Source organism: Mycobacterium persicum, from assembly GCF_002086915.1.
Lineage (GTDB): Bacteria > Actinomycetota > Actinomycetes > Mycobacteriales > Mycobacteriaceae > Mycobacterium > Mycobacterium persicum.
In genome coordinates, this window is sequence record NZ_MWQA01000001.1 from 6,158,890 (window position 1) to 6,170,976 (window position 12,087).

15 protein-coding genes and 1 pseudogene are annotated in these 12,087 nt (G+C 63.6%); 10 read left to right on the forward strand and 6 right to left on the reverse strand.

Translation table 11 applies throughout. From position 1 onward, the window contains the following. Position 1: 1 nt before the first annotated feature. On the reverse strand, positions 2–589 hold the full coding sequence (locus B4U45_RS27860; protein ID WP_131808371.1) for a DUF6214 family protein: 588 nt from the start codon (positions 587–589) through the stop codon (positions 2–4). A gap of 129 nt (positions 590–718) precedes the next feature. Between B4U45_RS27860 and B4U45_RS27865 the strand changes: the two genes are divergently transcribed. The 8 genes from B4U45_RS27865 to B4U45_RS27900 all read left to right on the forward strand — a co-directional run bounded on the left by B4U45_RS27865 (position 719) and on the right by B4U45_RS27900 (position 6,680). After that, positions 719–913 (forward strand): helix-turn-helix transcriptional regulator, encoded by a 195-nt coding sequence (locus tag B4U45_RS27865; RefSeq protein WP_075549530.1) that lies wholly within the window; start codon positions 719–721, stop codon positions 911–913. Next, positions 910–1,329, forward strand: a complete 420-nt coding sequence (locus tag B4U45_RS27870; RefSeq protein ID WP_075549529.1) for a DUF2742 domain-containing protein — start codon at positions 910–912, stop codon at positions 1,327–1,329. Before B4U45_RS27865 ends, B4U45_RS27870 begins: the two co-directional genes overlap by 4 nt. Then, the gene (locus tag B4U45_RS27875; protein ID WP_089025265.1) at positions 1,329–3,083 is read left to right on the forward strand and encodes a DUF3631 domain-containing protein; all 1,755 of its coding nucleotides are present in this window, start codon (positions 1,329–1,331) and stop codon (positions 3,081–3,083) included. The genes B4U45_RS27870 and B4U45_RS27875 overlap by 1 nt, the downstream gene beginning before the upstream one ends. Next, positions 3,080–3,481, forward strand: coding sequence for a hypothetical protein (locus tag B4U45_RS27880; protein WP_075549528.1), 402 nt, complete (start codon positions 3,080–3,082; stop codon positions 3,479–3,481). The genes B4U45_RS27875 and B4U45_RS27880 overlap by 4 nt, the downstream gene beginning before the upstream one ends. A 226-nt stretch (positions 3,482–3,707) precedes the next feature. Then, the gene (locus tag B4U45_RS27885) at positions 3,708–3,998 is read left to right on the forward strand and encodes a hypothetical protein (RefSeq protein ID WP_075549527.1); all 291 of its coding nucleotides are present in this window, start codon (positions 3,708–3,710) and stop codon (positions 3,996–3,998) included. Beyond that, positions 3,998–4,216: a hypothetical protein gene (locus B4U45_RS27890; protein WP_131808370.1), complete on the forward strand. Its 219-nt coding sequence runs from the start codon at positions 3,998–4,000 to the stop codon at positions 4,214–4,216. Before B4U45_RS27885 ends, B4U45_RS27890 begins: the two co-directional genes overlap by 1 nt. A 462-nt stretch (positions 4,217–4,678) precedes the next feature. Then, a complete protein-coding gene (locus B4U45_RS27895) occupies positions 4,679–5,209 on the forward strand; it encodes an HK97 family phage prohead protease (protein WP_075549525.1) in 531 nt (176 codons plus the stop codon). A gap of 4 nt (positions 5,210–5,213) precedes the next feature. Then, on the forward strand, positions 5,214–6,680 hold the full coding sequence (locus tag B4U45_RS27900; RefSeq protein ID WP_075549524.1) for a phage major capsid protein: 1,467 nt from the start codon (positions 5,214–5,216) through the stop codon (positions 6,678–6,680). Positions 6,681–7,908: 1,228 nt separating this feature from the next. On the opposite strand, the gene B4U45_RS27905 is transcribed toward B4U45_RS27900, so the two are convergent. The 4 genes and pseudogenes from B4U45_RS27905 to B4U45_RS27920 all read right to left on the reverse strand — a co-directional run. Beyond that, positions 7,909–8,793: an HNH endonuclease gene (locus tag B4U45_RS27905; RefSeq protein WP_075549522.1), complete on the reverse strand. Its 885-nt coding sequence runs from the start codon at positions 8,791–8,793 to the stop codon at positions 7,909–7,911. A gap of 10 nt (positions 8,794–8,803) precedes the next feature. Then, positions 8,804–9,319 (reverse strand): GNAT family N-acetyltransferase, encoded by a 516-nt coding sequence (locus tag B4U45_RS27910; protein ID WP_075549521.1) that lies wholly within the window; start codon positions 9,317–9,319, stop codon positions 8,804–8,806. 1 nt (position 9,320) lies between these two features. Next, a complete protein-coding gene (locus tag B4U45_RS30630; protein ID WP_198929556.1) occupies positions 9,321–9,506 on the reverse strand; it encodes a type II toxin-antitoxin system TacA family antitoxin in 186 nt (61 codons plus the stop codon). A gap of 323 nt (positions 9,507–9,829) precedes the next feature. After that, a pseudogene (locus B4U45_RS27920) lies at positions 9,830–10,489 on the reverse strand (transposase); the annotation flags it as partial. An 8-nt stretch (positions 10,490–10,497) separates the two neighbouring features. On the opposite strand from B4U45_RS27920, the gene B4U45_RS27925 reads away from it, so the two are divergent. After that, the gene (locus B4U45_RS27925) at positions 10,498–11,232 is read left to right on the forward strand and encodes a site-specific integrase (protein WP_082275666.1); all 735 of its coding nucleotides are present in this window, start codon (positions 10,498–10,500) and stop codon (positions 11,230–11,232) included. On the opposite strand, the gene B4U45_RS30635 is transcribed toward B4U45_RS27925, so the two are convergent. Continuing rightward, positions 11,190–11,654, reverse strand: coding sequence for a hypothetical protein (locus B4U45_RS30635; protein WP_131808369.1), 465 nt, complete (start codon positions 11,652–11,654; stop codon positions 11,190–11,192). The genes B4U45_RS27925 and B4U45_RS30635 overlap by 43 nt on opposite strands. Positions 11,655–11,838: 184 nt before the next feature. Here B4U45_RS30635 and B4U45_RS27935 point away from each other — a divergent pair, with 184 nt between their 5' ends. Continuing rightward, complete coding sequence (locus B4U45_RS27935; RefSeq protein ID WP_075549518.1) at positions 11,839–12,087, forward strand: AbrB/MazE/SpoVT family DNA-binding domain-containing protein; 249 nt, start codon at positions 11,839–11,841, stop codon at positions 12,085–12,087.

The window sequence follows — 12,087 nt, forward strand, 5'->3', positions numbered from 1 at the left end:
GTCATGCCTTCTTTTTGCCGGGGCTGGTGGGGGGTAGTAGGCCCGCCTTGCGCGCCAGGTCGACGTAGCGGGCCGCCATCCTGTCGGACTTGCCGAACGCTGCCGCGACGGCTTGGGTGGGTCGAGTGTCGATGTGTTCGCGGTAGACCTCGGCAACCTTCTGCAATTGCTCCTGTGACATCCGGGAGCGGCCGGTTCGGACGCGCCTCACATTGGCGACAGCAGCGGCCCGCTCGCCTTTGCCTTTCTCTCCGCCGATGGTCTGGACCATCCAGTGCCCTGTCTGGTCCTGTGCCCATGTGCAGGCGGCGACGATTTCCTCAAGCCAGTCGCTCAAGTACACATAGCTGAGGTCTTTGTCTCGTATCTCGGGGCCGTCGGGCCGTGCACGTAATACCAATTCGGTATACACCGGAACACCTTGGCGTACTTCGATTTTCAGGCCAAGGTCGGGTTCAGACGTACCGCCGCGTACCTCTACGTAAATCTGCTGTGGGACTTGCCGGTCGCCGACGGTGGTCATCGCGCCCTCGTCATAGAAGGCCCTGCCGTGGCCGCCGAACAAAGGAACTTCCTCTAGCTCTGGCACCGGATGCCTCCTAGCCTAGTCATCTAAAACCTAGCCGCTGACGAGGACAGTATGGCATCTGTTTGGGATGCTGTCCACGACCGCTTAAACGCAGGCGGTCACTCGCTAACAAAGGCAGGGAGTATCGAAATGGCTGAACAGGGGCCGCTGCTCGTACCAGTGCCAGCCGTATGCACAAAGCTCGGTGGCGTCAGCCGCACGACCGTCTACGAACTGGTCAAAAGTCGCAAGCTCGTCAAGGTGAACATTGGCCGCCGCGGGTTCATCACCGCGGAATCGCTTGCGGCATATGTGGACAAGCTCAGCGAGGCCGCTACCGCATGAGCCGCGTAACTAGCGCGAGGGGAGCGGGACCGCCCTCAAGTGAAGTGCCGGCCCCACAAGGGGAACCGGCACCTACGACTGGGCAAGTCGATACGAAGATTGTAGCCGCGCAGCAGACGGCCTGGTGGTCGGTGCGGCAGTACGTCTTGCCGCTGCTCCAATCAGTCGGCGCCTGGCCGCTGCTCGGCAGTCCAGAATGGTGCTCGCTCGACCCCGACGACCCGCGCAAAAAGGCAGCCGTCTACGACGGCGCTCAACACTGGGCGCTGCGGCTGGAAACATGCCAGACCACTATGGCCGACGCCGGTCGCGCCGTCTCGGGTGCCCTCAATTGGGCTGAGGCCAGCCGGGATATCCGCCAGCGCCAGCGGGCCATCAGTGACGGCGCCCACATCCCGCGTCAGGGGGTGTCGTGATGCCCGACATCCCCTATGGCACTGACTATCCCGACGCGGAGTGGATAGACCGTGACGGTGAGCCGATTCGCGACACCGAGCTGCTCGCTGATGTGCACCGCTTCGCCGGGCAATTCCTGGCATTCCCGACGGCGCACCATCTGGTGGTCGTCGTGTTGTGGATTGTGCACACATGGGCGGTGAATGCGTTTTACGTGACGCCGCGGCTGGTCCTCGACTCACCCGAGCCGGGCAGCGGCAAGACGAGGGTGCTGGAAGTGCTTGCGCTGCTGTGCCGCAACGCCAAGCTCACGCTGTCGACCACCACCGCCGCGTTGTATCGACGCATCGCGGCCGCTGGCGAGCAGCCACCGACGGTACTGCAGGACGAAGCGGACGCGGTGTTCGGCCGGACGAACAACCCACAGGCCGAGGACCTGCGTGCGCTGTTCAACGCCGGATACAAGCGCGGCGCCACCGTTGACCGGTGCGAAGGCGACTCCAAGAACATGCGGGTGGTGGAGTTCCCGGTGTTCGCCCCGGTGGCCCTGGCGGGGTTGGCGGGCAAGATGCCGGCCACTATCACCGACCGGGCCGTCACCCTGCACATGAGGCGACGGGCACCCGAAGAGCATGTCGCCGAGTTCCGCGAACGCGACGCCGCTATCGAGGCCGCAGCGCTCAAGGTGCGGCTGGAGCAATGGGCGACCAGCAATCTGGACATCCTGTCGGCCGCGCGGCCGATGATGCCCGATGGTGTGCGCGACCGCCCCGCTGAGGTCTGGGAAGCGCTGCTTGCCATCGCAGAGCTGGCGGGTGGGAACTGGTCCCAACGTGCGCGGGAGGCGTGCAGATTCTTCGTGCTCGACAGTGGGGCCGAGGACAGGCTGTCGCTTGGTATCCGGCTGCTGAGAGACATCAAGACGGTCTTCGGTGAACTGGACCGGATGTTCTCTGCCGACATAGTGGCCGAGTTGACCCGCGACACCGAATCGGAGTGGTGCGACCTGTGGGGTAAGCCCCTCGACCAACGTCGTCTAGCAACGGAATTGAAGCGCTACGGGGTGCGGTCAAAAGAGGTCCGCATCGGCACGCGCAACGCCAAGGGCTACACCGTGGCCGAGGACGATGGGCTCGGCCAAGCCTGGCACCGGTACTTGTCTCACGCCGGTATGCGCGACAAGCGCGACAAGGGCGACATTGCAGGTCAATCCGTCGCGGATGTGTCGCGGATAAACCGTGAGCGCGACATCCGCGACACGTCCGCGACACCCGAAACATCCCCTGAACAGCAGTTATTCGAAGATGTCGCGGTTGTCGCGGATGTCGCGCACAGTGATGGGATGTGCAGCAACGGTATGGATGGGCATTGCCGCGAGTGCCGCGACCCTATCCCGGAGCACATGCGTTCAGCCCGCATCCGGGGTGTGTGCACGCGATGCACCGCGAAGGTGACCCGGTGGACCATCGCGCCACCAGAGACGGCCCGGATATCTGACCCGCATGACCCGCAGACCCGCACCGAGCATCATCACCGCAGCTCAGACGACATAGACGGGCGCGGGTCAGAGCGCGGGCCAGAGCGCGGGTCAGACCCGCCTGCGGGGTATCTCCGCGGGTCTGCGGGTCATGCGGGTCACAGATACGGACCATCTCTGGTCACGTCGCCGTGCTCCCGATGTGGGCAGGACATGTACGCGCCGGCGTCGGTGGCTCGCGGCCACTGCGAGCGCTGCCATTTGACTCGCGCAGCTAACTCGGGCGGTGCCGCATGACCGCCGTCGTGATCGCCCTCGCGGCCGGTGGCTGCCGCGCCAGCGTCCGTTTCCGCTACGACCGCGCAGTGGTGGCGCTGATAAAGGCGACCGTGCCCCGCTACGCCCGCTCATGGAGTGCGCAGGCCCGCTGCTGGTACATCGACCCCGACTGGACTGCGGTGTTGGCGGTCGAGCTGGTCGGGCACGGCCATAGCGTCACCAGGCCATCGGACGCCCACGCGAGCGGAACTGACACCTGGGCACACCATCTGTTCCGCGCGGTCGGACCACAACGCGCACCGGCCGTGCATCGCGCGCTGAGCCGTGTGTTGCACCCCGACAACGCCGACATCGGCTGTCCGCTGCTGCAACGCCAATTAAACGATGCACGAGCCGAGTTAGAGCCGCGCGCATGAACACCGGCGTCGTGGCCCGCTCCCGCATCCGCGAGGCCGTGTTGACCCTGCTCGCGACGGGAACATGGGAACCCTGGCCGACCATCGTCGGCGTAGTCAGCCAATACACCGGCGCACCGCCGGAATTAGTCGAACGCGCGCTGTGGCGTCTGTGGCGGACTGGGGCGATAGACATTCGCGGCCGGGGACACCGCCGGCAAGCCAAAACCAAAGAGAGGAGACCGTCATGACCATCACCGACGACCAGTACGCCCAGCGCGTCCGCGCAGTCCTCGAACACGCTATGTCCGCCCTGACTCCGGAGGACTACGCCGCCCGCGTCACCTATTGCCGGGACAACAACTGCCCAGGCATCCGCATGCACCCCGGTGACGATGGCCTGATCGAGTTCCGCTGGGGCGGCCGACGACTCGCGATGGTGCACGCCGACACCCTCAACAACGACCGCCCCATGCAATTCGGGCTTGTCAACGACCAGCCGACGCCCGACACCGTCCCAGATGAATGGACACGCTGATGCGCGACCAGATCGATCTCCCGATCGACAGCGCGACGATTGACGCGGTGCGCGGCGTCGTCACCGCAGCGCGCCACATGAGCGACAACTACGCAGTCGCCGCCCAGCACTGGACCGCCGCCCTCACGCGAGACGAGCTGGTCGAAGTGATCACCTTGTTGGGCGTGTTGTTGACCATGCCGACCGTGACCGCCGTGACCACCGGGGGTGAATCGTGACTCTGGGATTCTGCTCCACGGGACACCGCCACGGTGTCCCTCTGTGTGTGCAGTCAGAAAAGCCGATCCAAAAATCAGGAGGTTGACCATGGGTGGTCCTGGTAGCGGCCGGTCTTGCAATTCGCGCGCGAGTTCGGTTTCAGCGCGGGAAGAATCGCGACGAGGTGCAGGAGCCACTTGTTTCCTCGGAATCCGCGAGGTCCGCGAGGTCCGCGAGGTCCGCGAGGTTTTCACCACCCTTTTCATCCGGCGGCCGAAGCCCGGTTGGCGTCGCTTCCAGTCGATTCCGGCGACGATGATGATCCGTTCGCTGGATAGCTTCGGAATATGGTTGTCCGCTGCTAGAATTGGTGCAGCTCGGTATCTCGGAGCGCCGGGAGCCGCCAGAGGGCGGCCAGCCCGGACACGGGTCACCATGCACGACGACAAAGCGATTCCGCACGTCTGCCAAGGTGAACGCCGTTGAATAACATCCTCTTTCGCAATGCTGAACTGAAACCAGGTTCGGGCCGTCAGGTCTTCGGGACCGTTGTCCCTTACGGCGAGGAAATCACCGTCCGTGACTTCGATGGAGAATACCGGGAGCGGTTCGCACCCGGCGCCTTCCAGCGCAGCATCACCGAGCGGGGCCACAAGCTGAAGCTGCTGGTGTCCCACGACGCGAGGACTCGCTATCCGGTTGGTCGGGCTGTGGAACTCCGCGAGGAACGGTTCGGCCTGTTCGCGGCGTTCGAGATCGCCAACACCCGCGACGGAGACGAGGCCCTGGCCAACGTCAACGCCGGTGTCGTCGACTCCTTCTCGGTGGGGTTCCGGCCTATCCGGGATCGCCGCGAAGGCGACGTGGTGGTCCGGGTCGAAGCCGCGTTGCTCGAGGTCAGCTTGACCGGTATCCCGGCCTATCCCGGTGCGGAAATCGCTGGTGTGCGAGCGCAATCTCTTGTCATTCCCCGTTCGATAGCCGAAGCCCGGCTATCCCTTCTCGATTGGTAGACCAATGACTGAAATTCAAGATATGACCGTGGAGCAGTGCCGCGCTGAGGCGCAAGGGTTGCTCGACTCCACCGATGGCGACTTGGCCGGCCCGGCCGCCGAGCGCTTCCAAGCGTTGACCCGCCGCGCCGAGCTGCTGCGGCAGCGTCAGGCGCAGCGGGCCGCCGAGGCCGGGGACATGGTGCGTCGGCTCCGTGACGGCGATCCTGGGTTCGCCCTCGAAGGGCCTGGCGGCATGCGCCGCATCGACGGCACGCCGCTACCCGGATACGCCGCGCCGTCGCACTACGGGGACGAGGACCGGCCGCCCGTCGACCGCCAGCGGGACACCGCCTTACGCACCGTGGACCGCAGCCACAAAGACGGCCTGCTGACCGCTGGCGGCGCTGAGGTGGTCGAGCGGCTGGTTGGGTCCGGTCCGGCCCCGGCGCGCTCCTGGGCGGCCCGCTGGGTCACTGAAACGGGCTCGCAGCATTACCGCAACGCGTTCTGCAAGATGCTGGCCGACCCCACCCGCGGACACCTGCAATGGGATGCCAGGGAACAGGAGAGCTGGCAGCGGGTGACCGCACTGCAACACGAACAACGGGCGATGTCGCTGACCGACGTCGGCGGCGGATTTTTGGTGCCCTTCGAGTTGGACGCATCCGTGCTGCTCAGTAGCGACGGCTCCAATAACCCGTTAATGCGGATATCCCGTGTCATAACAACGGTTTCCGATACCTGGCACGGCGTCACATCGGAAGGTGTTACGGCGGAATGGCTTCCGGAAGCCTCGGAGGCCGCCGACGCCAGCCCGACCCTGACGCAGCCCGCCATCCCGTCCTACAAAGCGAGCGTCTTCGTGCCGTTTTCCGTTGAGCTGCAAGGGGATGCAACCACGCTCATGCAGGAACTAGGGCGGCTGTTGCAGGACGGCGCCGACCAGTTGCTTGCCACGGCCTTCACTACGGGTAGCGGAATCAGCCAGCCCAGCGGCATCGTCTCCACGCTGGCCGATGTCCCGGCGTCGGTGGTCAGCGGTGACGGCTCCGAAGTCCTTGCCGCAAGCGACATCTACAAGGTTCAGAATGCGCTGCCGCCACGGTTCCAGCCGCGAGCATCATGGACCGCCAATCTGGCCATACTGAACTTAATCCGCCAATTCGAGACAACCAACGGTGCGTTGAAGTTCCCCGAGCTGGCGGCTAATCCGCCAATGTTGTTGGGCCGCAACGTTTACGAAAACTCGAACATGGACGGCACCATCAACGCGGCAGCCACCGAGAGCAACCATGTGTTGCTGTATGGGGACTTCAGTCAGTTCGCAATCACTCTGCGCACCGGGTCGTCCCTTGAGCTGATACCGCATCTGGTTGGAGCCAACCGCCGGCCAAGGGGTGAACGTGGCGCATGGTTGTGGCTGAGGGTCGGCTCAGGAGTGTTGGTAGACAACGCCTTCCGTGTCCTGCGCGTGAGCACCACGGCCTAAGTCTTCCCTGACGTGGCCCAGGTGTGGGTCCTCCTTCCCCGTCGACCGGCCACGTCAGGGGAAACCGCGCGGGCGGGCCGGAGTTCCTGGGGAGGCGTTGACCGGCACGCCCGCGCGGACCCAGGGGGGTGGGTCGGCATCGTTGTACCCACCGTCGTACCAAGACCGCCACGGGTGATGGAGTTTCGCAACCTGATGCTCGATCTGTTTTTTTGGGAGGATGTGTTCTATGACGACGTTTCCGCGTTGCCCAGCGGGACTACAGGCCCGCGGTCGGGCACTGTGGCGTGCGGTGCATGAGTCGTTCGAACTCGATCCGGTTGAGTCAACGGTGCTTGCGGAGTTGTGTCGCTGTGTGGACCGGATCGACGGTATTGAGGCTGAACTTACTGGTCAGCCGCTCACCGTTTCGGGGTCTGCGGGTCAGCCGCGGGTGCATCCGTTGCTGGGTGCGTTGCGGGAGCATCAGAAGCTGGCGGATCGGCTGGCGGTATCGCTGGGGGTGTCTATGCCAGACGCTGCGGGCAGCGGTAGGCCGTCTGGGCATCAGCGGAAGGCGGCTAAACGGCGCTGGAATGGCCCGAAAACGGGCTCTGTGACCGCGATTCGGGGTGTTTAAGGGTGCGTTTGCGTGGCGAGATCGACGCAGGCCCGAGCTGGCCGCCGGACGATTCTTGGCCTGAGCGCCTGCGCGCGTTCCGGCGGGCGGACTGGCCGGCATCGAGCGACGAGGTGGCGCAGTCGGAGTTCGTGTCGGCGCAGCTTGCGTATCTGCCGACGAATCGGGCACGGCTGGCCGTGATTCAGCAGATGACGGCGACACCGGCCCGGCCACCGGGCACGGGGTAGCGCAACGGGTAGCGCAACGGCGTCTGGTTCTCGGGTGTTCGTGGCTGTCCGCGCCTGTACCGACAAGCGGCGTTGACCTGCGATAGCGGACGTTAGCGAACGCCAGCAAACACAGATTTTGAGTCTGGGGGTCAAGTGGTCGCAGGTTCAAATCCTGTCAGCCCGACAACATTGAAACATCGGTTTACTTGCAATTATGCTCTTTTCTGCAAACCTCCAGTCATCCATGCGTGGGGCGATTTGGGGTCGATTTGGGACCAAAATGGGTTGTCGAGCCCGCGCAACGGCCAACTCCGCGGTGGAAAGCACCAGGTCGCCATCAACTCTGCGCTACCCAACTAGACCGCTGGCAAGTAGGGGATTGTTGTTCGCTGGTCTGTCAGCCAGCGGCGCGGAATTCGTCGAATCGTTCGGCCAGCCGATCGGCTCCGGGCCGGTCGGACGCTCGCGCTGGCAAGGTGAGGAGTCGGCCGTCCATTTCTTGGAGGCCGTGCCGGAGCATCGGCCCATCGATTTCATCCATGAGGGCGCGGTTGATGTGGACGACGTAATCCGGCGAGATGCCGAGCAGGTTTGCGTCGAAAGCAGCGTGGTGGATTTTGCAGAGGCTCAGACCATTCTGGACTATCGGAAGGCCGTGCTGTTTGTTGTCGCCGATGATGTGGGCAGCATCGAGGAGCTTGCCGTGCCGGAGTGTGCAGATGGTGCACTGTGTTTGGTACGCGAGGAGGATGCGTCCTCGGAATTCGGGTTGATGGAGACGCTGTTTGACGATTCGTTCGGCGTATTCGCGTTCGGCGGGTTTGAGTTGCAGCGGGTTGGAGACGAAGCGAAGGCTTTCGTCGAGGGCGAGGATGAATCGTCGATTGTCAGTGTCGTCTGCGACCACATAGACAGGGAATATCGGCACAAAGATGCCCGGGCGGATGGTGCGGAGCAAGATGATTGGCAGGCCGAGTTCCATTGCGCGCCGCATCTTCCGGTTATCGCCGTCGGTGCTGCCTGCCCGGTAGTCGTATGCGTAGAGCGAGTCGCCTACATGCGTATCTGCGTACGGTCCTTTTGGGTTAGAGATCACCGACAACGTGGCTAGGAGTTTATTGGGGTTCCGGATGCCGCGGCTGCGGTCAATGACTCGCCAGTGTTGGTCTCCGACTTGAAGTCGTTCGAGTTCGGCCCGACTGACTACGCCGTTCTCGGCCACGATGTCGGCGAGTCTTTCGAAGATCAGTTGGCGAAGATGCAGCTCAACCGCGCTGTCCATGGCTGGAGTCTTACAGGGTGGCCAGGGTTTCGGCGATGTCTTTGGTTAGCAGGTAGAGGTCCAGGTTGGCTGGATCGTCGGCATCGAGTGGTTCGAATCCGAACCGTTGCCACCAGCGGAACGCCTCGACGTTGAGAGCAGTGACCACGACCGCACGACAGGCAGCCTTGATATTCAGTTCGGCCGCGGTGGCGAGGATGTGCTTGACCATCTGGGTCCCGAGTCCGAGTCCGGCCACGCGGGTTGCGGTGGCCAGGCGGCCGATCAGCAGCGCGAGAATCTGCCGCGGTGCGCCCTTGCTCAGAGTTTTGGGACTGGTGGAGCGATCGACGGAGGTCATCGACAAGCTCGCGTAGCAGACGACGTTGTGGTTGGCGTCGGTGATCACCCACACCGCGGCGGTGTTGCCGCGTCGATTCTGGCCGGCGTAGCGACGCAACCACTCGTCTAATGTTGTTTCGCCCGAGGTGAATTCGTTTCGGTGGTGTTTGTCCAGGTCGAGTAATGTTGGCCGGTGGAACTGCACCTCAGTCAAGCCAGGTGAACTTCGCCGGCCGTTGCAATGCTGCTGCGAGCCTCTCGTTGACCTGTGCGGGACGGTTGAGCGCTTCGGCAAAAGCGGCCGCAGCATGGGGGGAGAGGTGGATGGTTTGTCGTTCGGCGAGCACGTCGTCGGCTGCACGGCTAGCGGCTTGGAGCACAAACGCCGTCACACTGAGGTGGGCTCGCTTGCCGCCTCTTCTAGTCGCCGTTTGGCGGCGGCGTCGACCCGCAACTGCAAACGGTCGTCCTTCATCGAAGTCATGTACTCACAATGGCAGTACATTCGGCTTTCCGTCAAGGACACGCGAGCAATTCGACTGTAGGTCCAGCCGTAGACAGATCGTTGGATCGCTGTAATCGAGGTGCATCCGGAGCATCCGGACCGGTATACGACGACGCCCCGTCGTGGCGCGCGAAAGTGACAGCGCTGCGGCCAGGCTTGGTGCGCGGCAGCGGAACCTGTCAACCTGAGTGAGGTGCCGTTGCGCGGTATTTACTGAGTTTCCTCCTGTGGTTGGTCGGGTCGGTTGATCCATGAGGTGTTGGGGATCTTGGGCGGTTCGGGTGGTTTGTGGACGAATCGTTCGGGATGTGCGGCGTAGGCGCTGGCCAGGACGGTGGCGCGCTTGTCACGGATTGTCTCGGCCAGACCGTAGTGGATGTCAGCGGCGGTATGCAGGCCCAGTCCGGTGTGACGATGTTCGTCGTTATACCAACCGAAGAAGATGTGGCAGTGCGTGCGGGCGGCCTCGATCGAGTCGAACCGGCCGGGGAAGTCGGGTCGGTACTTCAGCGTCTTGAACTGGGCCTCGCTGAAGGGGTTGTCATTGCTGACGTGTGGTCGGCTGTGTGACTGGGTGATGCCGAGGTCGGCCAGTAGGAACGCTACCGGCTTGGATGTCATTGAGCTGCCGCGATCGGCGTGGATTGTCAACTGGTCGCGCTCAATCGCCTGCTTGGCGCAGGTCTGTCGAATCAGGACCTCGGCCAGCGCGGCCGATTCGCGGCTGGCCACCATCCACCCAACGACATAGCGCGAGAAGATATCCAAGATGACATGCAGATAGTAGTAGTTCCATTTCGCCGGGCCGTGCAGCTTGGTGATGTCCCACGACCAGACCGAATTCGGTTGGCAAGCAACCAGTTCCGGTTTGTGGCCACCTGCGTAAGGGTGAATTTCTCGGCCTGACCCGCGATGCGATCACTGTCATCGGCCAGGCTCGGTGGCTTCGCACTCCGGTCGGCAAGCTCCACACCGACCGCTACATCCCATTGCACCCCCGCGTGGACGAGCTTCTGGCGCAATGGCTTTCCACCCACCCCCCGCAGCCCGGCAGCAGTTTGATGTTCACCGACCGCGGCCGGCCGATCCCCGGTCGCCGTGTCGACAATGCCGTGCAAGCCGCTGCCCGCGGGGCCGGAATCGGCCACGTCACTCCACACCAACTTCGTCACACCCTGGCTACCCAGGCCATCAACAACGGGATGAGCCTGGAAGCGATCGCAGCACTGCTCGGACACGCCTCCATGTCGATGACAATGACCTATGCCCGCATCTCCGAGCGCACCGTCGCCGACGAATACTTCGCCGTCGCAACACACGTCGAAAACCTCTACACCGAAACAGCAGCCACCCTGCCCGCCGAAGCCGAAGGCCCCAACATGCGACGCCTGCGAGGAGAGACCACCCGCCTGCTCGGCAACGGACACTGCACCCGACCCGCTGCCCTGGACTGCCGCTACGAAACCATCTGCGAAACCTGTACTCACTTCGCCACCACCGAGGAGCACCGTCACACCCTGACCAATCAGCTCGCCAACGCCACCGAGCGCGACGAACCGCGCCGAACCGTCTACCTCCAACTGCTCAACCGGCTCGATCCAGCCGGCACTTGACAGTGATCACCCGCATAAGCGTGTAGTTTTGCCTGCACATCCACCACGAAGCGGGACTTGGCCAGCTCCTGCTCCAGTCGCTGTTTGTCGGCTTCCAGCTCGGCGATCCGCTCGGCCTGCGGGTCGCGTCGCTTGCGTCCGCGTGGGGCAGCCAGCCCCGCCAACGCTCCGGCGTCGCGGGCTCGTCGCCACTCCACGATGTGGCTGGAATACAGCCCCTCGCGGCGTAGCGCCGAGCCTTTTTCGCCATCGGGTGCCGCCTCGTAGGCGGCCAGTACCTCCGGCTTGTACTTCGCAGTGAACGTCCGGCGCCGGGCACGTTCGGGCACCTCGGGATCGGGACGTGGCGTTCCATCGTCGGCGATCCGACCAGGATGTTCCATCCCGGTCGCTGGAACCAACGTCGTTACCTTGCTTGTCATCTCGGGGAGTCTCTCCATCCCCGCCCTCGGGTCACTAATAGCTAATAGTCAGGGGGCGGGCGCCTCAACCCAGGTTGGCAGAGAGGGACTGCATCAAACGCCATCGGAGCTGCCTTCGGAGCTGGGATGTCTAGACAGCCATTACCTCAGCGTGTACGTAATGCAGAACGGTAGAGTAATAGCTATGGACATAACCATTACCGTGACCCGCAAGGGGCAGACGACGCTTCCGGTCGCCGTTCGTCGCAAGCTCGGTTTGGCCGATTCGGGCGGAGTGTTGCGCGCACACCTGAACGAGGAGACCGGGGAACTCATCATCACCAAACCGCCGAGTGTCAACGAGTTGAGCGAACGCGTTAGTCGCCATATCAAGCCGGGCACCCCCGCGCTGCTGGATGTCGATGACTTTTACCAGTCCGAGCGCGGGTCGTAG

Excerpts from the sequence above, each read along its gene's own strand:
- B4U45_RS27865 (WP_075549530.1), top strand. The coding sequence starts at position 719 with ATGGCTGAACAGGGGCCGCTGCTCGTACCAGTGCCAGCCGTATGCACA.
- B4U45_RS27870 (WP_075549529.1), top strand. The coding sequence starts at position 910 with ATGAGCCGCGTAACTAGCGCGAGGGGAGCGGGACCGCCCTCAAGTGAA.
- B4U45_RS27875 (WP_089025265.1), top strand. The coding sequence starts at position 1,329 with ATGCCCGACATCCCCTATGGCACTGACTATCCCGACGCGGAGTGGATA.
- B4U45_RS27880 (WP_075549528.1), top strand. The coding sequence starts at position 3,080 with ATGACCGCCGTCGTGATCGCCCTCGCGGCCGGTGGCTGCCGCGCCAGC.
- B4U45_RS27885 (WP_075549527.1), top strand. The coding sequence starts at position 3,708 with ATGACCATCACCGACGACCAGTACGCCCAGCGCGTCCGCGCAGTCCTC.
- B4U45_RS27890 (WP_131808370.1), top strand. The coding sequence starts at position 3,998 with ATGCGCGACCAGATCGATCTCCCGATCGACAGCGCGACGATTGACGCG.
- B4U45_RS27900 (WP_075549524.1), top strand. The coding sequence starts at position 5,214 with ATGACTGAAATTCAAGATATGACCGTGGAGCAGTGCCGCGCTGAGGCG.
- B4U45_RS27905 (WP_075549522.1), bottom strand. The coding sequence starts at position 8,793 with ATGGACAGCGCGGTTGAGCTGCATCTTCGCCAACTGATCTTCGAAAGA.
- B4U45_RS30635 (WP_131808369.1), bottom strand. The coding sequence starts at position 11,654 with ATGACAAGCAAGGTAACGACGTTGGTTCCAGCGACCGGGATGGAACAT.
- B4U45_RS27935 (WP_075549518.1), top strand. The coding sequence starts at position 11,839 with ATGGACATAACCATTACCGTGACCCGCAAGGGGCAGACGACGCTTCCG.